Raw genomic sequence first — 26,248 nt, forward strand, 5'->3', positions numbered from 1 at the left:
TTCCCCCCGTCCGGCCCGACGAAGTCGGGCGACGTATGAATACGCGACGGCGTCTCGCAAGCGCGATTGCGAGAGACGGTCTAAATTTTTTAGGGGAGCGTGCTGCTGTCGGACCGGCCGGCCCGTATTGGGCTGGCCCATATTGGGCCTGGAGCCGATCGAAGATGAAGCGCGCTAACCCGACGAATGCGAGTTAGCGGCGAAGGAGTGAACCTGCTGCGGCTATCTCGCGGTTGTGCCGGCTTGGGCCGGCAACGGACTTCCACTACTCGAAGACGCGTCCACAAGGGACTCCTTTTTATGAGACGGGCGGATTGTAGACGGAGCTTGTGCAATGCGGCAAGTAAAAAAAGTATAAAAACAACGATTGTGTTTTCCCCCGACCAAACCGGTTGAAGCATCGCACTGCGTAATATCGAGCGCGTCTTATGGATTTCACCGACGACCTTTCGTCTTGGTTTCGATGTAAGGCTTATGTAGTGTTCTGGGCGCAACGAACCTTGGTGTAGTAAATGAGAATTACATTGGTTCTGCTTAGTGATTCGTGTTGACTTCGAGAGACGACGCTGTCTAGAATTCGCCCGTCGTCACAAAAGGGCCACATACCTCGGACAGCCGCGGTTGCAGCCGTTTCGCTGCCCGATCGGATGAACGTCCCGCGTTGCTTTCTTGGCCGCGCTCCCACCGCCGGGCAGGCGGCGCGCCCCTTCGCAGCACCCTCTGCGCTTTGACCAGCGCCCCATTAGCGCCGCAACAGCCTCTGTTTGCGTTTCGTAATGTTCGGTCGATCTCTTGTCACATATCGGTGCCATCCTCTAGTGCTGCGGAGGTGTGCCCATTGAATTCGTCGTTAAAGAACCCGTGCCGGGGAGGCATCGAATGAATTTCAGTTTTGACCTGAATCGCACTGCCAACGCTTCGGCGTGGCGGCTGCTCCCCAACCGCTGGGACTTCGTTGCGTTCCCGCTGATCATCGGCTTGATCGCGATGGCGGCGATCGGCTTCCATCAGACGATGGCGCCGATCGCGACGCTCAAGACCCAGGTGATCTCGACCAATCCGTCGAACCTGCCGGAATACGCGTTGCGCACGACGCTGCGCATGCTCGCGGCGATGGTGGCGTCGCTGGTGTTCACGCTGATCTACGGCACGCTCGCGGCGAAAAGCCGTCGCGCGGAGAAGGTGCTGATCCCGATCCTGGACATCCTCCAATCGGTGCCGGTGCTCGGCTACATCTCGTTCACGGTGACGTTCTTCATCGCGCTGTTCCCGACCCGCGTGGCCGGCGCCGAATGCGCGGCGATCTTCGCGATCTTCACGAGCCAGGCGTGGAACATGACGTTCAGCTTCTATCAGTCGCTGACCACCGTGCCACACGATCTTGAAGAAGTCTCGCGCGGCTTTCATCTGACCGGCTGGCAGCGCTTCTGGAAGCTCGAGGTGCCGTTCTCGATGCCGGGGCTCATCTGGAACATGATGATGTCGATGTCGGGCGGGTGGTTCTTCGTGGTGGCGTCGGAGGCGATCACCGTCGGCAACAACACGATCACGCTGCCGGGCATCGGCGCGTATCTCGCGCAGGCGATCTCGGACAAGAACCTCACGGCGATCGCCTGGGTGATTCTCACGATGACGATCGTGATCCTCGCCTACGACCAGTTCCTGTTCCGTCCGCTCGTCGCGTGGGCCGACAAGTTCCGCATGGAAACCACGAGTTCGGGCGTTGCGCCGGAATCGTGGCTGCTCGATCTGCTGCGCCGCACGCACCTGATTCACCGCGGGCTCGTGCCGATGGGCGTGCTGCTGGCGAGGGCGGCGCGTGTGCCGATGCGCCTGCCGCTGCCTCGCGCACGGCGCTTCGGCCCGGTGGCGTTCACCGGCAAGCGCTCGAAAATCGGCGACATCATCTGGGGGATTCTCGTTCTCCTCCTGACCGTCTATGTGGTCTATCGCGTGGTCTCGTATGTGAGCACCGGCGTCACGATGAGCGAAGTGGAGCATGTGTTCGTGCTCGGCTTCATCACGCTGTTCCGCGTGGCGATTCTGATCGCGATCTCGTCGGTGATCTGGGTGCCGCTTGGCGTGCTGATCGGGCTGCGTCCCGCGCTCGCCGAAAAGATCCAGCCGCTCGCGCAGTTCCTCGCCGCGTTCCCGGCGAACCTGCTATTCCCGGTGTTCGTGATCGTGATCGTGAAGTTCAATCTGAACCCCGATATCTGGCTGTCGCCGCTGATCGTGCTCGGCACGCAGTGGTACATCCTGTTCAACGTGATCGCGGGCGCGACTGCGTACCCGAACGACTACAAGGAAGCGGCGACCAATTTCCGCATTCGTGGATGGCAATGGTGGCGCCAGGTGATGTTGCCCGGCATCTTCCCGTACTACGTGACCGGTGCGATTACGGCTTCGGGCGGCGCATGGAACGCGAGTATCGTCTCGGAGTTCGTGCAATGGGGCGACACCAAGGTCCAGGCGCATGGACTTGGCGCTTACATTGCGCAGACCACGGCCGCAGGCGACTTCCCGAAGATCATCCTGGGCATCGCGGTGATGTCCTTGTTCGTGACCCTGTTCAACCGTCTGCTGTGGCGTCCGATGTTCCGACATGCCGAATCCAAGCTTCGGCTCGACTGAGAGAGATAGGCGATGCTAAATCCTAAAGCTGCAACTACCGAAGTGCTTCAGACGCCGCCGCGCGCGGGTACCCCGGACGCCGGCCGCGAAATCCTCAACGTCAAGGACGTGAGCCGCGGCTTCAGCAAAGCCCAGGAAGATCTGCTGGTGCTCGACGACGTGAATCTGACGCTGCGCGAAGGCGAGATCGTCGGGCTGCTGGGCCGCTCGGGTTCGGGCAAGTCGACGCTCCTGCGCATCATCGCGGGTTTGATTCAGCCGACCGACGGCCACGTCGATTACCTCGGCAAGCCGCTCGACGGTCCGGCCGAAGGCGTCGCGATGGTGTTCCAGACCTTCGCGCTGTTCCCGTGGCTCACCGTGCTGCAGAACGTGGAAGCGGGGCTGGAAGCGCTGGGCGTCGGCGCCAGCGCGCGCCGCGAGCGCGCACTCGCCGCGATCGACCTGATCGGTCTCGACGGCTTCGAAAACGCCTATCCGCGCGAGCTGTCGGGCGGCATGCGCCAGCGTGTGGGCTTCGCGCGCGCGCTCGTCGTCGATCCGACGCTGATGCTCATGGACGAACCGTTCTCCGCGCTCGACGTGCTGACCGCCGAAACGCTGCGCACCGACTTGCTCGACTTGTGGACGCAAGGCCGTCTGCCGATCAAGTCCGTGCTGATCGTCACCCACAACATCGAAGAAGCGGTGTTCATGTGCGACCGCATCCTGGTGCTGTCGTCGAATCCGGGCAAGGTGATCGCCGAGATCCAGGTGCCGTTCAAGCATCCGCGCAACCGTCTGGACCCGGCGTTCCGCCGTCTCGTCGACGATATCTACGCGCGCATGACGGCGCGTCAGGTGAGTGAAGCGGCGACGACGGGGCTCGAACTCGGCAGCCGGCTGCCGGAGGTGTCGACCAACCTGATGGCGGGCCTGATCGAGACGCTGGCCGTGCCCCCGTATAACGGCCGCGCGGACATGCCGGAAATCGCGCGCTCGCTGCACCTCGAAGTGGACGATCTGTTCCCGATCGCCGAAGTGCTGCAGCACTTGGGTTTTGCGGAAATGCGCGAAGGCGACATCTTCCTCACGCCGCAAGCGCGCGCCTTCGCCGAGTTCGGCACGCAGGAGCGCAAGATGATGTTCGCCGAGCATCTGCTGCGCAACGTGCCGCTCGCCGCGCGGATCAAGAAGGTGCTCGACGAGCGGCCGGGACATCGCGCGCCGCGCGTGCGTTTCGAGCAGGAGCTGGAAGATTCGCTGTCTGATCACGCGGCTCAGCAGACGCTCGACGCGGTCATCAACTGGGGCCGTTACGGCGAGGTCTTCTCGTACAACGACCAGTCGGAAATTTTCAGCCTGGCCGACGTCGAAGCCTGATAGGCGGTATCGATGAATGCATCGCGCGCCGGCGGGGTTGCCTCGCCGGCGCGCGATGTTTTTGCAAGGTAGGGCGGCTACGTCGCGAGCCGGTTCTGCATGTTCAATTCGCGAGCGTCAGCGCCTTGGCCACGGTTCGTTCGGTGGCAAGGCTGGCGGCGCAGTGCGACCCAAAGGCCAGCGCGAACTCGGCCGCCTGCCGGCCGACTGTCGCGAGCTGCTCGACGACCTTCGCATCCGAGCACGTATCCGGCGTCTCGAAGCGCGTCTCCAGGGTATTGACCGCGGCGCCGAACGGCGTCGGCCAGCCGCGCAGCGCATGCACGATCGAGCGCAGCGACGTCAGCACCGTGCCCGTCGCCTGCCAGCCATAGGCCGTCACGATAGTGCCGACGGCGCGGCCGTCCAGATACGGCCGCTCGTCGGCGCGCAGTTCTTCGAGCGTGTCGAGCGCGTTCTTCACCAGACCCGAGACGCCGCCGTGGTAGCCGGGCGTGGCGATGATGATGGCGTCGGCGGCGCGCACGGCTTCGATCAGTTCGAGCTGCGCATCGGTTCGCTCCGGATGCTCCGGTGCGTAGTGAGGCAGGCTGTGCAGAAACGTACCGCCGAAGAAGCGCGTACGCGCGCCTGCAGCCTCGGCGCCGCGCAGCGCGAAGCCGAGCGCGCGTTCGGTCGACGACGCGTCGCGCGTGGTGCCGCCGATACCCACGACGAGCGGCAAGGGAAGATGTTCGAAAGCAGTCAAGACAACACTCCGTCGGTCAGCGGCGCCGGAGCGCCGGGTCCTCAACTTCAAACTGCCATGGTAGTGACTGCTTAACTGCGCCGGAAACGACTTTTTCTTCTATCGATATGCCGGAAAGCGCAGTTCAGAACACTTTCGTGAGCGTCGCGAGCACGGTCGTCGCCAACGGATTCGACACGGCGATGTTGCCTGACGAATCGCGCGCGCCCGTCGTGTAGTTGTCGTAGACGTTGGTCGCGCCCCAGCCCTTCGTGACCGCGCCGGTCAGCGTCCAGCCGCCGTCGAACGTCTTCGACACCGCCACCTTCGCGTCCTGCCAGTTGTACGCCGAGAAGTTCTGCACGCGCTCCCAGCCGTAGTGCAAGAGCAGCGAGAAGCCGTGCGTCAGGTCGATGTTCGTGTTCAGGTCGAGATAACCCGAGCCGCGGCTCCCTTGTCCGCTGCCGATGCCGAGCGACTGGCTGTCATAGCCGAAGTAGTTCGGCGTGTACGTGAGCCAGTATTTCGCGGTGAACCACTTGTAGGTGAGCGCCGCGACGAACTCGCCGTAGTTGTAGCTCGTGTCGCTAGCGGCCATGCGCGCGCCCGGATATACGTAGTAGTACACAGTACCGGTGTACGACAGATCGCCGATCGATCCGCCGTAGCCGCCGTACAGATCCCATTCGACGGTACCGTCTTCGACGAACTTGCTGCTCACGCTGGAGAGCCACGTGCCGACGAACAGGCCGCTCGAGTGCGCGTAGTCGAAGCCGCCTTGGATCGCAGGCTTGCCCCAGCCTTGCCGGAAGCCGCGCGACACGTATTGCGAGGCGAGCGTCACGTTGGCTGTCAGCGGCGAGGCGGCGGCCGGCGCGGGTGCCGCGGCTGCCGCGGGAGCGGGCGGATCGGCAGGATTCGCGGCGAGCGTGGGTGCCGGTGCGGCGCTCGATGCCGGCTCAGCGGCTTGCGCGACCGTCGTCGATGGGTTGGCCGCGGCGGGCGCGGTCGCCGCGTCGGCGGCGCCGGCGCTGTTCGATTCAGCCGATTGCGCAACGGCAGCGGCCGTATGCAGCGTACCGATCAGGAACGCGCCGCAAAGCGCGGCTGACGTGAGGCGTGACTTCGTCTTGCCGTCGTGCATGAAGAAGATCTCCGTCGTTGAGGGCGGGCCGCTTTGAGTGCTTATTCGCGATGGCTTGCGGCTTCACCGGGCAGTGCGATTGAAGGGGCGGGCGTCTCGCGTCGATGTCTGCGGTGTCGAGCGGGCGTCCGGTCGAAATGACGGCCCGAGTATGTCCAGCCAAATCCGCCATTGCGCATAGCATTTCGGACGCGAATCTGCACGGCGGCGACACGCCGGTTTGGCATGCAAGATTCTTCATGCGGTGCACCATCGGCCAAGCCGCGCGTGCGGCGGGCGTTTGCGCGCTTTCGGGACGATCGTCCGTTTCCATGCGTGTCGCATTTGCGCAAGCGTCTGTCGGAATTCGTCGGCTGCAACGTCTTTTTTCTGGCAACTATGTATTAACGCTGCGGAGGCTGGCGCCTGCCGCCCCCGCTCTTGGAGGAGATGGATTCGATGAATGCCAGAAAGGTAGTGGTCGAGGGTCTATGCAAGGTGTTTGGCAACAACCCGAAGCAGGCTCTCGACATGCTCGCGGGTGGTGCGACGAAGGATGAAATCTTCGCGCGCACCGGCCAGGTGGTCGGCGTGCACAACGTGTCGTTCGATGTTCAGGAAGGCGAGATCTTCGTGCTGATGGGCCTCTCCGGCTCCGGCAAGTCCACGCTGATCCGCCTCATCAACCGCCTCGTCGAGCCGACCTCGGGCAAGGTGATCGTCGACGGCCGCGATATCGCGGCGGTCAAGCGCTCGGAACTCACCGCGCTGCGCCGCACCGACATGAGCATGGTGTTCCAGTCGTTCGCGCTGATGCCGCAGCGCACGGTGCTCTCGAATGCGGCATTCGGGCTCGAAGTGGCGGGCGTCGCGAAGAAGGAGCGCGAAAAGCGCGCGCTGGCGGTGCTCGAGCAAGTCGGGCTCGCGGCCTTCGCGCAGAAGCTGCCCTCGGAGCTGTCGGGTGGCATGCAGCAGCGCGTGGGGCTCGCGCGGGCGCTGACCGTGAACCCGTCGCTGATGATCATGGACGAGGCGTTCTCGGCGCTCGATCCCTTGAAGCGCAAGGAGATGCAGAACGTCCTGCTGCAACTGCAGAAGGAGCAGCGGCGCACGATCATGTTCGTGTCGCACGATCTCGAAGAGGCGCTGCGCATCGGCAACCGCATCGCGATCATGGAGGGCGGCCGGCTCGTGCAGCTCGGCACGCCGCAGGAAATCATCAGCAAACCGGCCGACGATTACGTGCGTGCGTTCTTCGAGGGCGTCGACACGAGCCGCTATCTGACCGCCGCCGACCTCATGCAGACCGACGCCGTGCCGCTCGTGCGCCACGCCGACACGGCCGCGGTGACGGCCTCGCTCAACGGTAGTGCGGACTACGCGTTCGTGCTCGACGCCGAGCGAAAGCTTCGCGGCTTCGTCACGCGCGACGCGCTCGGCGCGGCGACGGCCGCGGCCACGGCGGCACCGCATATCGCGCAGGTCGAAAGCATTTCGCGGGCGGCGACGCTCGAGCATGTCGTGTCGCGCGTCGTCGCGAGCGCGAGGGCGCTGCCGGTCGTGGACGACGACGGCTGTTATTGCGGCTCGGTCGATCGCGCAGCCGTCCTGAAAGTACTCACGCGTTCGCGAGGCTCCCATGTCTGAACTCATTCCGCTCGGCAGTTGGGTCGATCACTCGGTCCACTTCCTGCTCGATCACGACAGCGACACGTTCGACGCGATCGGCAAGGTGATCGAGGGCATCGCGGCCTTCGTCGAACACAGTTTGCAGGCGGTGCCGATGTGGGCGCTGATGGCGTTTTTCATCGGCATCGGGTTGTGGCGCGTCGGCTGGCGCTTTGCGATCTTTACGACGCTCGCGCTGCTCTTGATTTATGCGACGGGCTTCTGGGATCAAACGGTCGTTACCTTGGGCCTCACGTTGTCGTCGACGATCATCAGCCTCGTCTTCGGCGTGCCGCTTGGCATCTGGACGGCGAAGAACAAGCATGTGGCCGCGATCGTCCGTCCGATACTCGACTTGATGCAGACGATGCCCGCGTTCGTCTATCTGATTCCGGCCGCGATGCTGTTCGGTCTTGGGCGCGTGCCGGGGATTCTGTCGACCGTGATCTTCGCGATGCCGCCCGCCGTGCGGCTCACGAGCCTCGGCATTCGCCACGTGAATCGCGAGATCGTCGAAGCGGGGCAGGCGTTCGGCTGCACGTCATGGCAGCTGCTCTACAAGGTGCAGTTCCCGAACGCGCTGCCGTCGATCATGCAGGGCGTGAACCAGACGATCATGATGGCGCTGTCGATGGTGATCATCGCGTCGATGGTGGGCGCGGGCGGCCTCGGCAACGACGTGCTGGCGAGCATTCAGCGGCTCGATATCGGACTCGGCTTCGAGAGCGGCCTTTCGGTGGTGCTGCTGGCGATCATTCTCGACCGCATTACCGAGAGCTTCGGCCGCACGCCGGGCACGGCGCCGGCGCCACGCTTCGCAGGGCTGCGCCACGTGATGCGAGTGCGCCGCGCGCAACAACAGCCGCTGACGCAAAGCTAAGCCAACCGAGGGCCTTTTACTGGTGCGAACAGGTCCTATGCCCTTGGAGAGCGACGTGACGCCTGCCATGACGGAATCGCCGTTGCCGTCCCCCGTGCATTTCGGTTTTCTGACGTTGCCCAACTTCTCGATGATCGCGTTCACGAGCGCGATCGAAGTGCTACGGATGACGAACTATGTGGCGCGGGAGGCGCACTACCGATGGTCGATCGTCTCGACTGACGGGGTGCCCGTGCGGGCGAGCAACGGCATCACCGTCAAGCCCACGCGCACGCTCGAAGAAGCCGGGGTGCCCGACGTGCTGATCGTCTGCGGCGGCACGCAGATTCGCAGCGCGGTCGATACGCCGGTCAAGACGCTGCTTGCGGACATGGCGGAGCGCCGCGTGCCGCTCGGCGGGATTTGCACCGGCGCCTATGCGCTGATGAGCGCGGGACTCCTCGACGACTACCGCTGCACCGTGCATTGGGAAGACATGTCGGTGCTGCACAAGGAGTTCCCGCACGTGCGTTTTACCGACGAGTTGTTCGTCATCGATCGCGACCGGCTCACCTGCACGGGCGGCACCGCGCCGCTCGATCTGATGCTGCATCTGGTCGGCCGGCGTTTCGGCCAGAACCTCGCCGCTCAGGTCTCGGAGCAGTTCATTCTCGAGCGCATCCGCAGCGCGTCCGATCATCAGCCGATTCCGGTGGACGCGCGCGTCGGCTTCTCGCGTGCCGAGCTGATCGAGGTGGTGCGCCTGATGGAAGCGAATATCGAAGAGCCGCTCTCGCTCGAAGAACTCGCGCGGCTCGTGCAATTGTCGCAGCGCCATTTGCAGCGGATGTTCAAGGTGTATTTGAACGTCTCGCCGACGCATTACTACCTGTCGCTGCGCTTGCGCCGCGCGCGCGATCTGCTGCGCACGACGGATGCCTCGATCGCGCGCGTGACGACGGTCTGCGGTTTTCATTCGCCGTGTCATTTCAGCAAGGCGTATCGCGCGCAGTTCGGACATGCGCCGAGCCTGGAGCGGCGCCAGCCCGAGTGAACGGATTTCCCTGTCGTTGATTTCACTGATCCACATATCGATACCCGAGGAGAAAAATAATGAAGCGAATCCTGACAGCGGCGCTCTGTGCGCTCGGCATGGCGTCCGCCATCACAGCCGCACCCGCGCAAGCGTCGGACCCCGGCGTGTGCCGCAACGTGCGCTTCGCGGACGTCGGCTGGACCGACATCGCGGCGACCACCGGCATCGCGTCGACGATTTTCAGCGGCCTCGGCTACAACCCGACAAAGACGATCGCGTCGGTGCCGATCACGTTCGCCGGCATCAAGAGCAAGCAGATCGACGTGTTCCTCGGCTACTGGGCGCCGACCATGGACCCGATCATCGACCCGTTCGTCAAAGCCGGATCGATCAAAGTGCTGCCCACGCCAAACCTGACCGGCGCGAAGTACACGCTGGCCGTGCCGGATTACGTCTATAACGGCGGGCTCAAGTCGTTCGCCGATATCGCGAAGTACGCGGATAAGCTCGACGGCAAGATCTACGGCATCGAGCCCGGCAACGACGGCAACGCGCTGATCAAGAAGATGATCGACAGCAATCAGTTCGGCCTCGGCAAGTTCAAGCTCGTCGAGTCGAGCGAGGCGGGGATGCTCGTCCAAGTGAACAAGGCGACTCGCGAGAAGCAGTGGATCGTGTTCCTCGGCTGGGAACCGCATCCGATGAACGTGCAGATGAAGATCGACTACCTGAGCGGCGGCGACGACGTGTTCGGTCCGAACTATGGCGAGGCGAAGGTGTTCACAGCCACGCCGCCCGACTACGCTGCGCGCTGCCCGAACGCGGCAAAGTTCGTGTCGAACCTGCAATTCACGACGGGCATCGAGAACCACGTGATGGTGCCGATCATGAACAAGGAAGATCCGAACAAGGCCGCGCTCGCATGGCTGAAGGCCAATCCGCAGGTGTTGAACCAATGGCTCGCGGGCGTGACGACGATCGACGGGAAGGATGGACTGACGGCGGTGAAGGGGTATCTGGCGTCGCATTGAGCCGAGACCGGAATGCGGCACGCGGTATTTTGTATACCGCATGCCGCTTGCGCAGGATCGTTACCGCTTCTCGTCTTCGATATAGCTGCGAATCACATCGGCGAACCGGGTATCGCCCTTGAGCCCCAACCGCTCGGCGCGCTCCGTGTTCCAACTGCCCGGCCAACTGCCGACGATCTTCACGACGCGCTCGTCGGTTTCCCAGCGGATGCGCGCGACCGCTTCCTCGCCCGCCACTTCGCGCAGCGCCTCGACCATGTCATTCACGCTCACCGAAATACCCGGCAGGTTGACGACGCGCCGGTTGCCGAGCGCGGCGCCGTCCAGCTCGTAGCCTGCGATCAGCGCTTCGATCGCGCCGCGCGGCGACAACAGCCACAGCTTCGTCTCGCCCGGCACGGGGCACACGGCGGGTTCGCCGTTCAAGGGCTCGCGCACGATGCCGCTCGCGAACGACGATGCGGCCGCGTTCGGCTTGCCGGGACGCACGCTGATGGTCGGCAGGCGCAAGACGCGCCCGTCGACGAAGCCGCGCCGCGTGTAATCGGACAGCAGCAGCTCGGCGATGGCCTTTTGCGTGCCATAAGACGATTGCGGATTCAGCGCGGTGTCGTCCTGCACGACGGCGGGCAGGTCGCCGCCATAGACCGCGACCGAGCTGGTGAACACGACGCGCGGACGATGGCCGCGCGCGCGGCACACCTCGAGCAGCAAGCGCGACGCGTCGAGATTGATCCGCATGCCGAGATCGAAGTCCGCTTCGGCCTGACCGCTGACAATCGCGGCGAGATGAAAAATCGCTGCGGTGTTCGTATCGATCGCGTGTTCGAGCACGCTGCGCTCGCCGATGTCGCCGACGAGCGAGGTAACGCGCGCGTCACCGAGATCGGCGCCTTTCACGACGTCGAGCAGCACGAGCTCGGTGATGCGCCGGCGTTCGCCGTCCGGGCCCGCGATGTCGCCGCGTTTGAGCAATTCGCGCGCGAGGCGCTGGCCGAGAAATCCGGCGCCGCCGGTAATCAGAACTTTCATGTCGGGTCCTTCGTTCTAGAGCCAATCACAGATACGGCTTGAGCCAGCCGAGGCCCGCCGACGTGCCCGCGCGCGGGCGGTATTCGCAGCCGATCCAGCCGTCGTAGCCCAGTGCATCGATCAGCGCGAACAGGTACGGATAATTCAGCTCGCCGATATCCGGCTCGTGCCGCTCGGGCACGCCGGCAATCTGGATATGGCCGATGCCGTGCATGTCGCGCTTGAGCTTCACGGCGAGATCACCTTCGACGATCTGGCAGTGGTAGCAATCGAATTGCACTTTCAGGTTTGCCGCGCCGACTTCCCGGCAGATCGCTTGCGCATCGTCTTGCCGGTTCAGGAAGAAGCCGGGAATGTCGCGCGTGTTGATGGGCTCGATCACGACCGTGATGCCATGTGCGTGCGCCGCCTGCGCGGTATGCGCGAGATTGCGCAGATAGACGTCGCGATGTACTTCGCGCGATTGCTCAGGGCGGATCAGGCCCGCCATCACGTGGATCTTGTCGTTGCCGAGCACGCTCGCGTATTCGAGCGCGGTATCGATGCTGCGGCGGAACTCGTCTTCGCGGCCCGGCAGCGAGGCGATGCCGCGCTCGCCATTCGCCCAGTCGCCGGGCGGTGCGTTGAAGAGCGCCTGTGTCAAGCCGTGCGCGTCGAGGCGGGCCTTCAGCTCGGCCGCGGGAAAGTCGTACGGGAACAGGTACTCGACCGCTTTGAAACCGTCCGCGGCTGCGGCGGCGAAGCGGTCGAGGAACGCGTGCTCGCTGTACATCATCGTCAGGTTGGAAGCGAAACGAGGCATGGTGTGCTCTCCAAGCTAGGTGAATTAGCGGTTCACGAGCCGCGCCGGCGTGAGCCACACGGCGATCGCGCCGATCACGAGCATGCCGGACAGGACGTACATGCCCGCCTGCGTGCTGTGCGTGAGGTCTTTCAGATAGCCGATCATATAGGGGCTCGCGAAACCCGCGAGATTGCCGATCGAGTTGATGATCGCGATGCCCGCCGCTGCGGCGGCGCCGGAAAGGAACGCGGTCGGCAGCGACCAGAAGAGCGGGGCGCAAGTCAGCACACCCGCCGCCGCGAGCGACAGGAAGACCAGCGAGATCACGGTGCTATGGGAGGCGGATGCGGCGATCGCGAATCCCGCCGCGCCCATCAGCGACGGCACGATCAGGTGCCAGCGGCGCTCGCGGCGGTGGTCCGAGCTGTAGCCGAACAGGTTCATCGCGACGATCGCGCAGGCGAACGGAATCGCGCTCAAGAGGCCGATGTTCAGTGCGCCGGTCACGCCGGTGGATTTCACGAGTGTCGGCAGCCAGAACGTCAGCCCATATTGACCGGTCACGAACGCGAAGTAGATCAGCGACATCCACCACATGCGCGGATCTTTGAACACCGCGCCGAGCGAGTGCGATTGCTTCGCCTTTTCATGCGGCTGCGCGGCGATTTCGTCGGCGAGCATGCGCTTTTCCTCGTCGTCGAGCCACTTCGCGCCCTGGATGCCGTTGTCGAGATAGAGAATCGTCGCGATGCCGATCAGCACGGCGGGAACGGCTTCGATCATGAACATCCATTGCCAGCCGTTGAAGCCGCCGTTCGTGTGGAACGACTGCATGATCCAGCCCGACAGCGGATTGCCGAAGATGCCCGACACCGGAATCGCCGACATGAAGACCGCGATGATCTTCGCGCGCCGGTGCGTCGGAAACCAGTACGTCAGATAGAGGATCACGCCGGGATAGAAGCCGGCTTCGGCGAGGCCGAGCAAAAAGCGCAGCACGTAGAACTGCGTGGGCGTCTGCACGAAGACGAACAGCCCCGACAGGATGCCCCACGTGATCATGATCCGCGCAATCCAGATGCGCGCGCCGAGCTTGTGCATGAGCAGGTTGCTCGGCAGTTCGAACAGGAAATAGCCGAGGAAGAAGATGCCGGCGCCCAGGCCGAACACGGTCTCGCTGAATGCGAGGTCCTGCGACATCTGCAGCTTCGCGAAGCCGACGTTCACGCGGTCGAGATACGCCACCACGTAGCAGAGCATCAGGAACGGCACGATGCGCCAAAACACTTTCTTGTAGGTGCGATCGAGCTTGGCGTCGCCGGCGGTGGCGGCGTGTTCGGCGGGGTGGGTGGGGCGGACCTTCGCGGCCTCGAATGAACTCATTTCCTTGTCTCCTGTTGATCGTTGGCTACCAGCGCGCGTGAAAGGCGCGTCGCAAATCGTCGAGTGCGGCTTCGTCCAGCGGCGCGGGCTTCGGATCTGTCATCAGCCACAAGCGCGCGGTCTCCTCGAGTTCTTCGAGCGTGAACGATGCCTGCGAGACCGACGGCCCCCAGACCACCGGGCCGAGCCGTTCGAGCAGCACGCCGCGCACGTTCGGCGCGAGCGCCGCGACTTCCTCCGCGACTTGTGGATCGCCGGGGCGCCGGTAGCGAATCAGCGGCACGTGGCCGACTTTCATGACGTAGTAGGGCGTAATCGGCGGCAGCACGTCGGTGTCGCGCCAGACGCCGTGCAGCGTCAGTGCGACGAGATGCGTCGAATGCGTATGGACGATGCCGCGCGCCTCGGTGTTGTTCGCGTAGATGCCGCGATGCAGCGCGAGCGTTTTCGACGGCTTGCCGCCCGACACCGCGTTGCCCGCGAGATCGACTTTCGCGATCTCGGCGGGGTCGAGCCGGCCGAGGCATGCGTCGGTCGGCGTGATCAGCCAGCCGTCGGCAAGCCGCGCGCTGATGTTGCCCGCGCTGCCGACCGCGTGGCCGCGCGCATACAGGCTCGCGCCGACAGTGCAGATCTCTTCGCGCAGTTTCGCTTCGCTTCGGTCGACGGCTTGCATCACGCGGCTCCGCTAAGACGGCGCAGGGCTTTGTCGAAGAAATCGACGGCACCGAAGTTGCCCGATTTGAGCGCGAGGCCCAGCGGCTCCTCGCCGAGGGTGACTGTGGCCGGCACGCCCGGATCGATCTGCGCGCCGATGACGAGCGCCGGCACGCGCAGCGCCTGCACGACGGCGCCCGACGTTTCGCCGCCCGCGACGACGAACTTGCGCACGCCGAGTGCGTGCAGCCCGCGCGCGATCGAGGCGAGCGCGGCTTCCACGATTTCGCCTGCATGCGAGACGCCGAGCGCCTGCTGCACGCGCTTGACCTCTTCGGGTGCCGCGGTCGCGTAGATCAGCACCGGCTGCGGATTCGCGCCGAGCAGGGTCTCGCGTGCAAACGCGAGCGCGGCCTCGACGACCGGCTCGCCGCGCGCGACCGCGAGCGGATCGATTCGGAAGTGCGGCCTGCCGGCGCCGCGCCACGCCGTGACCTGCGCGTTCGTCGCCGTCGACGCGCTGCCCGCCAGCACGGCCGACAGTCCGTTCACCGCCGGCACCCTGGCCGCGTCGCCGTGCTTCGCCAAGAGGCCGGCGCGCCGGAAGTTGGCGGGCAGTCCAAGCGCGATGCCCGAGCCGCCGGTGATGAGCGGCAGGTCGGCGCACGCTTCGCCGAGCACGCGCAGATCGTCGTCCGTGAGCGCGTCGGCGATCGCGATGCGCACGCCCTCGGCGCGCAATGCGGCGATCCGCGCGCGCACGGCCGCGACGCCTTGCGCGACCGTGTCGAAGCGGATCAGCCCGACCTTCGAGTTCGTCTGCTTCTGCAGCACGCGCACGAGATTCGCGTCGGTCATCGGCGTGAGCGGGTGCGTCTCCATCCCCGATTCGTTGAGCAACGTATCGCCGACGAACAGGTGCCCGCGGTACAGCGTGCGGCCGTTCTCCGGAAAGACCGGGCAGGCGATCGTGAAGCCGCGATCGTCCCCGATCGCGAGGGCATCGAGCAGCGCATCCGCGACGGGACCGATGTTGCCTGCCTCCGTCGAGTCGAATGTCGAGCAGTACTTAAAGAAGAACTGACGGCAACCTTGCCCGCGCAGCCATGCAAGCGCTTGTTGCGATTGGGCGACCGCATCGGCGGCCGGGATCGTGCGCGACTTCAGCGCGACGACGAGCGCGTCCGCCTCGATGCGCTCGGACGACGCGGGGACGCCGATCGTCTGCACGGTGCGCATGCCGTTGCGCACGAGCATGTTGGCGAGATCGGTGGCGCCGGTGAAATCGTCGGCGATGCAGCCGAGGAGCGGCCGCGGACTGCTGTAGGGCGTACTCATCAAGAGGGAACTCGCGAAATCAGTGACCGGCCGGCAGTTCGATGCCGGGGAAAATTTTGATGACGGCGGAGTCGTCTTCGCCGCCGTGGCCGGCGCTCGACGCCATCATGAACATCTGGTGCGCGGCGGCGGAGAGCGGCAACGGGAATTTCGACGCACGCGCCGTATCGAGCACGAGGCCGAGATCCTTCACGAAAATGTCGACGGCGGAAAGCGGCGTGTAGTCGCCGGAGAGGATGTGGGGCACGCGGTTCTCGAACATCCACGAGTTGCCGGCGCTGTGCGTGATGACGTCATAGAGCGCATCGGCATCGACGCCTTCGCGCAGGCCGAGCGCCATCGCCTCGGCGGCCGCGGCGATGTGCACGCCGGCCAGCAGCTGATTGATGATCTTCACCTTGGAGCCGATGCCGTGCGCGCCGCCGAGCCGGTACACCTTGCCCGCGATCGCGGCGAGCACGTTTTCGCAGGCGGCGTAGGCGGCGGCGGGGCCGGACGTCATCATCGTCATGTCGCCGGAAGCCGCGCGCGCGGCGCCGCCCGAGACCGGCGCGTCGAGCATCTGCAGGCCGGCGGCCTCGATGCGCTTGCCGAGTGACATCGCGAAATCGGGCGACACGGTCGCGCTTGCGATCACCACGCCGCCGGGCTTCATCTGCGCGACGGCGCCGTGCTCGCCGAAGAGCACCGCCTCGGTTTGTGCGGCATTGACGACGAGCGTGATGACGACGTCGCACTGGCGTCCGACTTCGGCGGGGCTCGCGCACGCGATACCGCCCTCGGCCGCGAACGACTGCAAGACGGCTGCGCGCAAGTCACAGGCGTGAACGCGAAAGCCCGCGCGCAAGAGCGAGCGCGCGACGCCCAACCCCATGGCGCCCAGGCCGACGACTCCAATGTTTCTCGACATATCAGTTGTCCTCAGAAGAATGGACACCTCGCCGCGCACGCCGGCAGCGGCGGGATGTAATCGCTAGCAGATGCCCGCTTCCGCGAGGCGGCGGGCAGCGTTGTACATGTGCGTGCGCGCGGCGTTGAGCGCGGCCATCGGTTCGCCCGCGCGAATCGCCGCGACAATTGCTGCGTGTTCCTCGCGCACCTGCCGCGAGAAGTCTTCGCGGCGTGCCTCGTTGCGGCGCGTGACGGCCACGCCCGCTTCGAGATACTGATTGAGGAACGCGAGCGTCTTCAGGAAATAGGGATTGCCGGTGGCCGCGGCGATCGAGCGGTGGAACGCAACGTCTTCGGCGACGCCATCACGGCCTTCGGCCACCGCGACGTCGATTTGCGCGAGCGCGGCATCGATCGCGGCCATGTCGGCGTCCGTGCGATGCATCGCGGCCTCCGACGCGACTTCCGCCTCGATCGCGCGGCGCAGCGCGAGGATCTGCAGCACGGATTCGCCGTCGGCCACCTCCGCGTAGTCGATGCGCAGCGGACGAACGCCGCTCTTGCCGGCAATAAAGACGCCGCTGCCCTGACGCGCTTCGACCACGCCTTCGTTCTTCAAGCGCGAGATCGCTTCGCGGATCACGGTGCGGCTGACGCCGAATTCCTGCGACAGCACGGCTTCCGACGGCAGCTTGCCCGTGTCGGCGAAGCTGCCTTTTTCGATCTGTGCGAGCAGTTGCTGCGCGACGGAGTCGCTCATCGCGCGGGCAGGGATTTTTTCGAACATGGGATTAGGCTGTCTGGTTATGTGGTTATCATACAAGTTGAACTTGTGTGCTGCATTAGGGCGAACCCTTAATGCCTTCATGCCGTAGTAGGCGGCGAGAGTCAGCGTTGCGGCTTAGACAAGGACGTCAATAGACGCCGCCGACTCCCGCGAAATTCTCGCCGCAGGCCATCTCGTCGTTTTGGGCATCCGCGCCACGCGTCTCCCGGAACGTCACCGGCGGCAAGCCAAACTGCTTCCTGAACTCCCGCCCCAAGTGCGACGCGTCGGAAAATCCGCAGCTCGACGCGATATCGGCCACGGTCCGGTCCGAACTCGTTAACAGCCAGGCCGCCGTACGCAGCCGCACTTGCTTCGCAAACGCCTGCGGGCTCTTGCCGGTCTCGGCCTTGAACAGCCGCTCCAACTGACGCGGCGACAAATCGAGCTTGCACGCGAGTTCTTCGAGCGGCAGCGAGCGCCCGACATGCTGCTCCATCAGCAGAATCGCGCGCTTGACCTTCGGATGCGTCGCGGGCTCGAGCCCAGGCGGATGCGGTTGCGGCGCGTTGCCCTTTTGCATCTCGCCGACCAGCAGGATGCGCAGCGCCTTTTGCACCGTCGCGTGCTCGAAGTGACGCAGCAGAATCGCCGCCGCGACGTCGATCGACGCGCGCCCGCCCGAGCACGTGATGCGCCGCCGGTCGATCACGAACAGCCGGTCGGCGATCAGCGCATCGGTGCTGACCGTCGGAAATCGTTCGACGAAATCCCAGTAGTGGAACCAGCTCACGCAGATGCGGTGGCCGTCGAGCACGCCCGCGCGCATCAGCGCGAACACGCCTGTGCAGATGCCGACCAAGGTCGTGTTGCCGCGCGCGGCGCGCTGGATGAAGCGCAGTGTCTCGTCGCTCGCCTGCGGGCCGGAGTGTAAGAGGCCGCCGACTACGACGACGTAGTCGAACGGCTCGGCGGTATCGAACGTCTCCCAGGGCGTCACCTGAATGCCGCAGCTCGCGCGCACGGGCGCGAGCGTGTCGCCGATCACGCTCCACGAGCAGCGCACGGGCTTGCTGTAGTCGCCTTCGTCGGCGGACAGGCGCAGCATGTCGACAAAGCCGGAGAACGCCGTCAGCGTGAAGTTCGGCAACAGCACGATGCCGAAGCGGATGCGCGCTTTCGGCGCGGTGGTGGCGGCTTCGGCGGTGGTGAGCGGTTGCGAGTCGGCGAGTTTCATGCGGGTGTGTCGGGCGGTGGGGCGGTGTCCGGTGGCGTCGCGGCTTGCGACTGCCACGCTTCGAGCGTCGCTGATCGCTAGGGTCCCCGCTTGTGCTTTTCCGCCTCAAACCATCGGCGAAGCGCACTTCAAGGCCGCGTGCAAGCGGGTATGGCGGCGGCATCCCACGTCGATGCCGTTTTTGTTCTATCGGCGGATTTTACGCTTTGGTGTACTGGCGCCAAGTCACAAACGATGAGGCAGCCCAGCATGAACGTCAGCGTCTTCGATCTGTTCAAGATCGGCATCGGACCGTCTAGCTCGCATACGGTTGGGCCGATGATCGCCGCGTGCCGGTTCGCGTCGCACGTCGAGGATACGAACCTGCTCGGCTTCGTGCGGCGCGTCAAAGTCGAGCTGTACGGCTCGCTCGGCGCGACCGGCAAGGGGCACGGCACCGACAAGGCGGTATTGCTCGGGCTCGAAGGACATCTGCCCGATGCGATCGATCCGGACCTGATCGAGCCGCGTCTCGCCGAGATTCGCCGCGGCAAGTCGTTGCGCCTCTTGAACCTGCACGCGATCCGCTTCGACGAGAAGGAAGACATCGCCTTCTATCGCAAGCTGATGACCGGCACGGCCGTCGTGCATCCGAACGGAATGCGCTTCCAGGCGTTCGACGAACACGGCCAGTTGCTCGTCGAGAAAGAGTATTACTCGGTGGGCGGCGGCTTCGTCGTCAATCGCGAGGGCGATCGCGTGAACGGCGCGCGTCAGGGCGGCGAGGTGCCCTATCCGTTCCGTACCGGCGACGACCTGCTGCGCCAATGCCGTGCGAGCGGCAAGTCGATTGCGCAGGTGGCGTTCGCGAACGAATGCGCGTCGCGCTCGCCCGAGGACGTGCGCGAGGGTCTGCTTGCGATCTGGCGCACGATGGCCGCTTGCGTCGAGCGCGGCTGCAAGGCAGAGGGCAATCTGCCGGGCCCGATGGGCGTGAAGCGCCGCGCCGCCGAGCTGTCCAAGAACCTGCGGATGCGCTCCGAAGAATCGCTGCGCGATCCGCTTTCGATGCTCGACTGGGTCAATCTCTATGCGATGGCCGTCAACGAAGAGAACGCCGCGGGCGGGCGCGTCGTCACCGCGCCGACCAACGGCGCGGCCGGCGTGATTCCCGCCGTGCTGCACTACTACGTGAAGTTCGTGCCGGGTTCGAACGAGAACGGCATCGTCGACTTCCTGCTGACCGCCGCCGCCATCGGCATCATCTACAAGGAAACGGCGTCGATTTCGGGCGCGGAAGTGGGCTGCCAGGGCGAGGTGGGCGTCGCCTGCTCGATGGCCGCCGCCGCATTGGCCGCGGTGATGGGCGGCACGGCGAGCCAAGTCGAGAACGCCGCCGAGATCGGCATGGAGCACAACCTCGGCATGACTTGCGACCCGGTCGGCGGACTCGTGCAGATTCCCTGCATCGAGCGCAACGCGATGGGCGCGGTCAAGGCGCTCAACGCGTCGCGGATGGCGCTCAAGGGCGACGGCCACCACTACGTGTCGCTCGATTCCGTCATCAAGACGATGCGCGAGACCGGCGCCGACATGAAGACGAAATACAAGGAGACGTCGCGCGGCGGACTCGCCGTGAACGTCATCGAATGTTGATGAAGAACCACCACCACGCTTAACGCTTCAGGACTTAAGCCATGAGCCGCTATTCGATATTCAGTTTGTTGCGCAACGGGTTGTCGTATCACGAGAACTGGGAGCGTCAATGGAGAAGCCCAGAGCCCAAGCGCGAGTACGACGTGGTGATCGTCGGCGGCGGCGGGCACGGACTCGCCACCGCGTATTACCTCGCCAAAGAGCACGGCGTGCGCAACATCGCCGTGGTCGAGAAGGGCTGGATCGGCGGTGGCAATACCGCGCGCAACACGACGATCGTGCGCTCGAACTATCTGTGGGACGAATCGGCGGCGCTGTACGAGAAGGCGATGAAGCTCTGGGAAGGGCTCGCGCAGGACCTCAACTACAACGTGATGTTCAGCCAGCGCGGCGTGATGAATCTCGCCCACACGCTGCAGGACGTGCGCGACACCGAGCGGCGCGTGAACGCGAACCGGCTCAACGGCGTCGATGCGGAGTTCCTGACGCCCGCGCAGATCAAGGAAATCGAGCCGACGATCAATCTCAACAGCCGCTATCCCGTGCTTGGCGCTTCGATTCAGCGGCGCGGCGGCGTCGCGCGGCACGATGCGGTGGCGTGGGGCTTTGCACGCGGCGCGGATGCGCGCGGCGTCGACATCATCCAGAACTGCCAGGTCACCGGCATTCGCCGCGAAAACGGCGCGGTGACAGGCGTCGAAACCGTGAAGGGCTTCATCAAGGCGAAGAAAGTGGCCGTGGTCGCGGCAGGCAACACGACGACGCTCGCCGACATGGCCGGCATCCGCCTGCCGCTCGAAAGCCATCCGCTGCAGGCGCTCGTGTCGGAGCCGATCAAGCCGGTCGTCAACACCGTCGTGATGTCGAACGCGGTGCACGCGTACATCAGCCAGTCCGACAAGGGCGACCTCGTGATCGGCGCGGGCATCGATCAATACACGGGCTTCGGCCAGCGCGGCAGCTTCCAGGTCATCGAAGGCACGCTGCAGGCGATCGTCGAGATGTTCCCGGTGTTCTCGCGCGTGCGGATGAACCGCCAGTGGGGCGGGATTGTCGACGTGTCGCCCGATGCGTGCCCGATCATCAGCAAGACCGACGTGAAGGGCCTTTACTTCAACTGCGGCTGGGGCACGGGCGGCTTCAAGGCGACGCCGGGCTCGGGCTGGGTGTTCGCGCACACGATCGCCAACGACGCGCCGCATCCGCTCAACGCAGCGTTCTCGCTGGACCGTTTCTACAGCGGCCATCTGATCGACGAACACGGCGCGGCCGCCGTGGCCCACTAACTCAACGCACAAACGGAGACACCTATGCTGCTGATCGAATGCCCGTGGTGCGGGCCGCGCGCCGAATCCGAATTCTCATGCGGGGGCGAGGCGGACATCGCGCGCCCGCTCGACACCGACAAGCTCACTGACCGCGAATGGGGCGACTACCTCTTCATGCGCAAGAACCCGCGCGGCGTGCATCGCGAGCAATGGTTGCATACGCAAGGATGCCGTCGCTGGTTCATGGCGACGCGCGATACGGTGAGCTACGAAATCCAGGGATATCAACGATTCCCGACGCAAGCCGAGGCCGCCGCGAAAATCGTCGCCGGCCAGGTTGGCAACGCTGCACAAGAGGGCAAGCAAAAATGAGCCAAAAAGACCGCCTCGGTTCCGGTGGCCGGATCAATCGCGCGATCCCGCTCACGTTTACGTTCAACGGCAGGACCTATCAGGGCTATCAGGGAGATACGCTCGCGTCGGCGCTGCTCGCCAATGGCGTGCACTTCGTCGCGCGCAGTTGGAAATATCACCGGCCGCGCGGCATCGTGACCGCAGGTGTCGAAGAGCCGAATGCCGTCGTGCAGCTCGAGCGCGGCGCGTACACGGTGCCGAATGCGCGCGCGACCGAAATCGAGCTCTATCAGGGGCTCGTCGCGACGAGCGTCAATGCCGAGCCGTCGATCGAGCACGACCGCATGGCCGTCAATCAGAAGATCGCGCGCTTCATTCCGGCGGGCTTCTACTACAAGACGTTCATGTGGCCGCGCAAATGGTGGCCGAAGTACGAAGAGAAGATCCGCGAAGCCGCGGGCTTGGGCAAGGCGCCCGATACGCTCGACGCGGACCGCTACGACAGGTGCTACGCGCATTGCGACGTGCTCGTCGTCGGCGGCGGGCCGGCGGGACTGGCCGCTGCGCATGCGGCGGGCGCGGCGGGTGCGCGCGTGATCTTGGTCGACGATCAGCGCGAACTGGGCGGCAGCCTCTTGTCGTGCAAAGCGGAGATCGACGGCAAGCCGGGCCTGCAATGGGTCGAGAAGATCGAAGCGGCGCTCTCGCAGATGCCCGATGTGAAGATCCTCTCGCGCAGCACGGCGTTCGGTTATCAGGACCACAACCTCGTCACCGTCGTGCAGCGCTTGACCGATCACCTGCCGGTGTCGATGCGCAAGGGCACGCGCGAGCTGATGTGGAAAGTGCGCGCAAAGCGTGTGATTCTCGCGACCGGCGCGCATGAGCGTCCGCTCGTGTTCGGTAACAACGACCTGCCGGGCGTCATGCTGGCGTCGGCGGTGTCGACGTATGTGCATCGCTTCGGCGTGCTGCCGGGGCGCGAAGCGGTCGTGTTCACGAACAACGACGACGGCTATCAATGCGCGCTCGATCTCAAGGCGTGCGGGGCGGCGGTGACCGTTGTCGATCCGCGGCCGCAGGGCAGCGGCACCTTGCCGAACGCGGCACGCAGACAAGGCGTGAAGGTGTTGAACGGCGCGGTGGTGACCGAGGCGCGCGGCAAGCTGCGCGTGGCGTCGGCAGAAGTGGCATCGTTTGCGGGCGGCAAGGTCGGCGCCAAGCAAACGAGCCTGCCGTGCGATCTGCTTGCGATGTCGGGCGGCTGGAGCCCTGTGTTGCACCTGTTCGCGCAATCGGGCGGCAAGGCGCATTGGAACGATCAGAAAGCGTGCTTCGTACCCGGCAAAGCGATGCAGGCGGAGTGCAGCGTCGGCGCGGCGGCGGGCGAGTTCAGTCTCGCGCGCGGCTTGCGCTTCGCAGTCGATGCGGGCGTCGAGGCGGCGAAGGCGGTCGGCTGCAAGTCCGAGCGTCCGGTGGCGCCGCGCGCCGCCGAGATCAACGAGAAGCCGTTGCTGCCGCTGTGGCTCGTCGGCAGCCGCGAGGCCGCGCCGCGCGGGCCGAAGCAGTTCGTCGACTTCCAGAACGATGTGTCGGCGGCCGACATTCTGCTCGCCGCGCGCGAAGGCTTCGAATCGGTCGAGCACGTCAAGCGCTACACGGCGATGGGCTTCGGTACCGATCAAGGCAAGCTCGGCAACATCAACGGCATGGCGATTCTCGCGGAGGCGCTCGGCAAGACGATTCCCGAAACCGGCACGACGACGTTCCGCCCGAACTACACGCCCGTTTCGTTCGGCGCGTTCGCGGGACGTGAAGTCGGCGACTTCCTCGATCCGATCCGCAAGACCTGCATCCACGAATGGCACGCCGAGCACGGCGCGATGTTCGAGGACGTCGGCAACTGGAAGCGGCCTTGGTACTACCCGAAAAACGGCGAGGACCTGCACGCGGCGGTGGCGCGCGAATGTCTGGCGGTGCGCAACGGCGTTGGCATTCTCGATGCGTCGACGCTCGGCAAGATCGACATCCAGGGCCCCGACGCCGCGCAACTGCTGAACTGGGTCTACACGAACCCGTGGAGCAAGCTCGAAGTCGGCAAGTGCCGCTATGGGCTCATGCTCGACGAAAACGGCATGGTGTTCGACGACGGCGTGACGGTGCGCCTGGCCGATCAGCACTACCTGATGACGACGACCACGGGCGGCGCGGCACGCGTGCTCACATGGCTCGAACGCTGGCTGCAGACTGAGTGGCCGAACCTGAGAGTGCGTCTCGGGTCGGTGACCGACCATTGGGCGACGTTCGCGGTGGTCGGACCGAAGAGCCGCAAGGTGCTGCAGAAAGTGTGCGGCGATATCGACTTCGCGAACGAGGCATTCCCGTTCATGACGTATCGCGAAGGGACCGTCGCCGGCGTCGCGGCGCGCGTGATGCGCATCAGCTTCTCGGGCGAGCTGGCCTACGAGGTCAACGTGCCCGCGAACGTCGGCCGCACCGTGTGGGAAGCGCTGATGGCGGCGGGCGACGAGTTCGGCATCACGCCCTACGGCACGGAAACGATGCACGTGCTGCGCGCGGAGAAGGGCTACATCATCGTCGGCCAGGACACCGACGGTTCGATCACGCCGTTCGATCTCGGCATGGGCGGGCTCGTCGCGAAGTCGAAGGACTTCCTCGGCAGGCGCTCGCTCACGCGCTCGGATACGGCGAAGGAGGGGCGCAAGCAACTGGTCGGCCTGCTGACCGACGACGCTTCGTTCGTGTTGCCGGAAGGCGGCCAGATCGTCGCGAAGCCTCTCGTCAATCACCAGTTCGGCGATCTCGCGCCGATGATCGGCCACGTCACGTCGAGCTACTACAGCCCGATCCTCAAGCGCTCGATCGCGCTGGCCGTGGTGAAGGGCGGCTTGGGCAAGATGGGCGAGACGGTCACGATTCCGCTCGCGAACGGTAAGCAGGTCGCCGCGAAAATTTCGAGCCCGGTTTTCTACGACACCGAAGGAGTGCGTCAACATGTGGAATGAAGGTAGGGGCAATGCTTCGGCCGTCGTGGAGCGCGGCGTGCGTTACGAATCGCCGTTCATCGGTGTGCAGGATCTGATGCAGGCGCATCAAGCGGAGGCGTCGAAGCAGTTCCGCTTGAACGAGCGGCCGTTTCTCGAACTCGTCAATGTGCGCGGCGATCTCGCCGATCCCGCGTTCGTCGGCGCGGCGGAGAGCGTGCTCGGCTGCAAGCCGCCTGCGAAGGCGAACACGGTCGCGCAGGGCAACGGCTGCGACGTGCTGTGGCTCGGCCCCGACGAGTGGCTCGTGCGCTCGCTCGAGGCGCGCGCCGCGACGCTCGAGACGAAGCTGCGCGTTGCTTTCGAAGGCGCCTATGCGGCAGCCGTCGATGTCGGCAGCGGCTATACGGTGGTCGAAGTGAGCGGCGAGCGTGTGCGCGACGTGCTCTCGCGCGGATGTCCGCTCGACTTGCATCCGCTCATGTTGGCACGCGGGCAGTGCGCGCAAAGCCATTTCTTCAAGGCGTCGATCGTGCTGATCCCCACTGGAAACAACGCGTTCGAGATCGTCGTGCGACGCAGCTTCGCCGACTATTTCTGCCGCATCCTGCTCGACGCCGCCGCGCCGCTGATGTCGTGAAACCGCGCGAACCATTTGTGCCGCTCGCCGAGCGGCCGCTCCTGGATCGGGCGTCGCCGCTCGCACACGATGAACAGGCGCCGCGCCGCGGGCGCGGCTGGCGCGTGTTTATCGACGAACTGGTCGTGCCCACGCGCATCGGCATTCACCCGCATGAGCACGCGGCGCCGCAGCCCATCGTGATCGACGCGAGCTTGACGTATCGTTGCGTGCCGTCCGAGACCGGCGGGTGGATCGACTACGAGCGCTATTGCGAGCGCATCGCCGCGTTTCTCGCGGCGAAGCCGCATACGCGCTTGCTGGAGATGCTGGCCGTCGAGATGGCGCTGCTGTCGTTCCGCGAATGGCCGGCGCTCGATGCGCTGACGCTCGCGTTGCACAAGCCGAAGATTCGTCCGGGCACGAAGCGCATCGGTGTCGAGCTCGAATGGACGCGTGCCGACTACGACGCATGGTCTCGCGCGCAGATCGCCGCCGACGCCATGGCGGCGACCTGACTCCGGCACGCGTGTGTTGCGATGGCGCGCGCCCACATATCTCACTTGGTGAAGCTCGCGTATGAATCACGCGATCCGGCGGCTGCGCTCGCGCTGCTCGATCGCAGCATCGAGCTTGGCCACCGGCGTATTGCGCTCATCCGCTATTTGCAGGCGCAGTTCGTCGCGGCGCCGCTGGAAGCGCGGCATCACGCCTATGTTCACGAAGTCGCCGCAAGGATGAGCGCGGAAACGCTCGGCCGCGTAGCCGCCGAGGCAAGATCGCGATCGCTGTCGCGTCAGCCGTCAGCTCACGCGGCGGGGCACGGCGGCGGTGCCGTC

General features: G+C 65.1%; 22 protein-coding genes and 1 pseudogene. 13 read left to right on the forward strand and 10 right to left on the reverse strand.

Annotated elements, in window-relative coordinates:
* Positions 1-879: 879 nt before the first annotated feature.
* A complete protein-coding gene (locus tag FAZ95_RS30160; RefSeq protein WP_137336096.1) occupies positions 880-2,634 on the forward strand; it encodes an ABC transporter permease in 1,755 nt (584 codons plus the stop codon).
* A gap of 12 nt (positions 2,635-2,646) precedes the next feature.
* Entirely contained in the window at positions 2,647-3,996 is a 1,350-nt protein-coding gene (locus tag FAZ95_RS30165) for an ABC transporter ATP-binding protein (protein WP_137336097.1), read from the forward strand.
* A 103-nt stretch (positions 3,997-4,099) separates the two neighbouring features.
* On the opposite strand, the gene FAZ95_RS30170 is transcribed toward FAZ95_RS30165, so the two are convergent.
* Both FAZ95_RS30170 and FAZ95_RS30175 read right to left on the reverse strand, forming a co-directional pair.
* A complete protein-coding gene (locus tag FAZ95_RS30170; RefSeq protein ID WP_137336098.1) occupies positions 4,100-4,744 on the reverse strand; it encodes an NADPH-dependent FMN reductase in 645 nt (214 codons plus the stop codon).
* Between the two features lie 124 nt (positions 4,745-4,868).
* Positions 4,869-5,867 (reverse strand): TorF family putative porin, encoded by a 999-nt coding sequence (locus FAZ95_RS30175; RefSeq protein ID WP_137336099.1) that lies wholly within the window; start codon positions 5,865-5,867, stop codon positions 4,869-4,871.
* 438 nt (positions 5,868-6,305) lie between these two features.
* Between FAZ95_RS30175 and FAZ95_RS30180 the strand changes: the two genes are divergently transcribed.
* From FAZ95_RS30180 to FAZ95_RS30195, 4 genes are read left to right on the forward strand one after another with little or no spacing between them, the layout of a single operon-like run.
* A complete protein-coding gene (locus tag FAZ95_RS30180; protein WP_137336100.1) occupies positions 6,306-7,493 on the forward strand; it encodes a quaternary amine ABC transporter ATP-binding protein in 1,188 nt (395 codons plus the stop codon).
* Positions 7,486-8,394 carry a choline ABC transporter permease subunit gene (choW, locus tag FAZ95_RS30185; RefSeq protein ID WP_137336101.1) on the forward strand — a complete coding sequence of 303 codons (909 nt, stop codon included), beginning with the start codon at positions 7,486-7,488 and terminating at the stop codon, positions 8,392-8,394. The genes FAZ95_RS30180 and choW overlap by 8 nt, the downstream gene beginning before the upstream one ends.
* Positions 8,395-8,431: 37 nt before the next feature.
* Positions 8,432-9,427 carry a GlxA family transcriptional regulator gene (locus FAZ95_RS30190; RefSeq protein WP_137336102.1) on the forward strand — a complete coding sequence of 332 codons (996 nt, stop codon included), beginning with the start codon at positions 8,432-8,434 and terminating at the stop codon, positions 9,425-9,427.
* Between the two features lie 59 nt (positions 9,428-9,486).
* On the forward strand, positions 9,487-10,440 hold the full coding sequence (locus tag FAZ95_RS30195) for a choline ABC transporter substrate-binding protein (protein WP_137336103.1): 954 nt from the start codon (positions 9,487-9,489) through the stop codon (positions 10,438-10,440).
* A 60-nt stretch (positions 10,441-10,500) separates the two neighbouring features.
* Here the strand turns inward: FAZ95_RS30195 and denD are convergent, their stop codons facing one another.
* The 8 genes from denD to FAZ95_RS30235 form a co-directional block, all read right to left on the reverse strand.
* On the reverse strand, positions 10,501-11,472 hold the full coding sequence (gene denD / locus FAZ95_RS30200; protein ID WP_137336104.1) for a D-erythronate dehydrogenase: 972 nt from the start codon (positions 11,470-11,472) through the stop codon (positions 10,501-10,503).
* A 25-nt stretch (positions 11,473-11,497) separates the two neighbouring features.
* Positions 11,498-12,274, reverse strand: a complete 777-nt coding sequence (otnI, locus tag FAZ95_RS30205) for a 2-oxo-tetronate isomerase (protein ID WP_137336105.1) — start codon at positions 12,272-12,274, stop codon at positions 11,498-11,500.
* 24 nt (positions 12,275-12,298) lie between these two features.
* The gene (locus FAZ95_RS30210) at positions 12,299-13,639 is read right to left on the reverse strand and encodes an MFS transporter (RefSeq protein ID WP_137336106.1); all 1,341 of its coding nucleotides are present in this window, start codon (positions 13,637-13,639) and stop codon (positions 12,299-12,301) included.
* Between the two features lie 25 nt (positions 13,640-13,664).
* A complete protein-coding gene (gene otnC / locus FAZ95_RS30215; protein WP_137336107.1) occupies positions 13,665-14,315 on the reverse strand; it encodes a 3-oxo-tetronate 4-phosphate decarboxylase in 651 nt (216 codons plus the stop codon).
* Positions 14,315-15,634 (reverse strand): 3-oxo-tetronate kinase, encoded by a 1,320-nt coding sequence (gene otnK / locus FAZ95_RS30220; RefSeq protein ID WP_137336108.1) that lies wholly within the window; start codon positions 15,632-15,634, stop codon positions 14,315-14,317. The genes otnC and otnK overlap by 1 nt, the downstream gene beginning before the upstream one ends.
* 19 nt (positions 15,635-15,653) lie before the next feature.
* A complete protein-coding gene (gene ltnD, locus FAZ95_RS30225) occupies positions 15,654-16,544 on the reverse strand; it encodes an L-threonate dehydrogenase (RefSeq protein WP_137336109.1) in 891 nt (296 codons plus the stop codon).
* Between the two features lie 63 nt (positions 16,545-16,607).
* Positions 16,608-17,312: a FadR/GntR family transcriptional regulator gene (locus FAZ95_RS30230; protein WP_137336110.1), complete on the reverse strand. Its 705-nt coding sequence runs from the start codon at positions 17,310-17,312 to the stop codon at positions 16,608-16,610.
* 127 nt (positions 17,313-17,439) lie between these two features.
* Entirely contained in the window at positions 17,440-18,528 is a 1,089-nt protein-coding gene (locus FAZ95_RS30235; protein ID WP_137336111.1) for a GlxA family transcriptional regulator, read from the reverse strand.
* 249 nt (positions 18,529-18,777) lie between these two features.
* Here FAZ95_RS30235 and FAZ95_RS30240 point away from each other — a divergent pair, with 249 nt between their 5' ends.
* The 7 genes and pseudogenes from FAZ95_RS30240 to FAZ95_RS40270 form a co-directional block, all read left to right on the forward strand.
* Complete coding sequence (locus tag FAZ95_RS30240; protein WP_137336112.1) at positions 18,778-20,163, forward strand: L-serine ammonia-lyase; 1,386 nt, start codon at positions 18,778-18,780, stop codon at positions 20,161-20,163.
* Between the two features lie 41 nt (positions 20,164-20,204).
* Positions 20,205-21,449: a sarcosine oxidase subunit beta family protein gene (locus FAZ95_RS30245; protein WP_137336113.1), complete on the forward strand. Its 1,245-nt coding sequence runs from the start codon at positions 20,205-20,207 to the stop codon at positions 21,447-21,449.
* Positions 21,450-21,473: 24 nt separating this feature from the next.
* Positions 21,474-21,803: a sarcosine oxidase subunit delta gene (locus tag FAZ95_RS30250; RefSeq protein WP_137336114.1), complete on the forward strand. Its 330-nt coding sequence runs from the start codon at positions 21,474-21,476 to the stop codon at positions 21,801-21,803.
* Entirely contained in the window at positions 21,800-24,811 is a 3,012-nt protein-coding gene (locus tag FAZ95_RS30255; RefSeq protein ID WP_137336115.1) for a sarcosine oxidase subunit alpha family protein, read from the forward strand. The genes FAZ95_RS30250 and FAZ95_RS30255 overlap by 4 nt, the downstream gene beginning before the upstream one ends.
* On the forward strand, positions 24,801-25,430 hold the full coding sequence (locus FAZ95_RS40265; RefSeq protein WP_137336116.1) for a sarcosine oxidase subunit gamma: 630 nt from the start codon (positions 24,801-24,803) through the stop codon (positions 25,428-25,430). The genes FAZ95_RS30255 and FAZ95_RS40265 overlap by 11 nt, the downstream gene beginning before the upstream one ends.
* Positions 25,431-25,471: 41 nt before the next feature.
* Positions 25,472-25,927 carry a dihydroneopterin aldolase gene (locus FAZ95_RS30265; protein WP_254700369.1) on the forward strand — a complete coding sequence of 152 codons (456 nt, stop codon included), beginning with the start codon at positions 25,472-25,474 and terminating at the stop codon, positions 25,925-25,927.
* A gap of 21 nt (positions 25,928-25,948) precedes the next feature.
* Positions 25,949-26,194, forward strand: a pseudogene (locus FAZ95_RS40270) (hypothetical protein); the annotation flags it as partial.
* Positions 26,195-26,248 lie beyond the last annotated feature (54 nt).

It is taken from the genome of Trinickia violacea, assembly GCF_005280735.1.
Taxonomy (GTDB): Bacteria; Pseudomonadota; Gammaproteobacteria; order Burkholderiales; family Burkholderiaceae; genus Trinickia_A; species Trinickia_A violacea.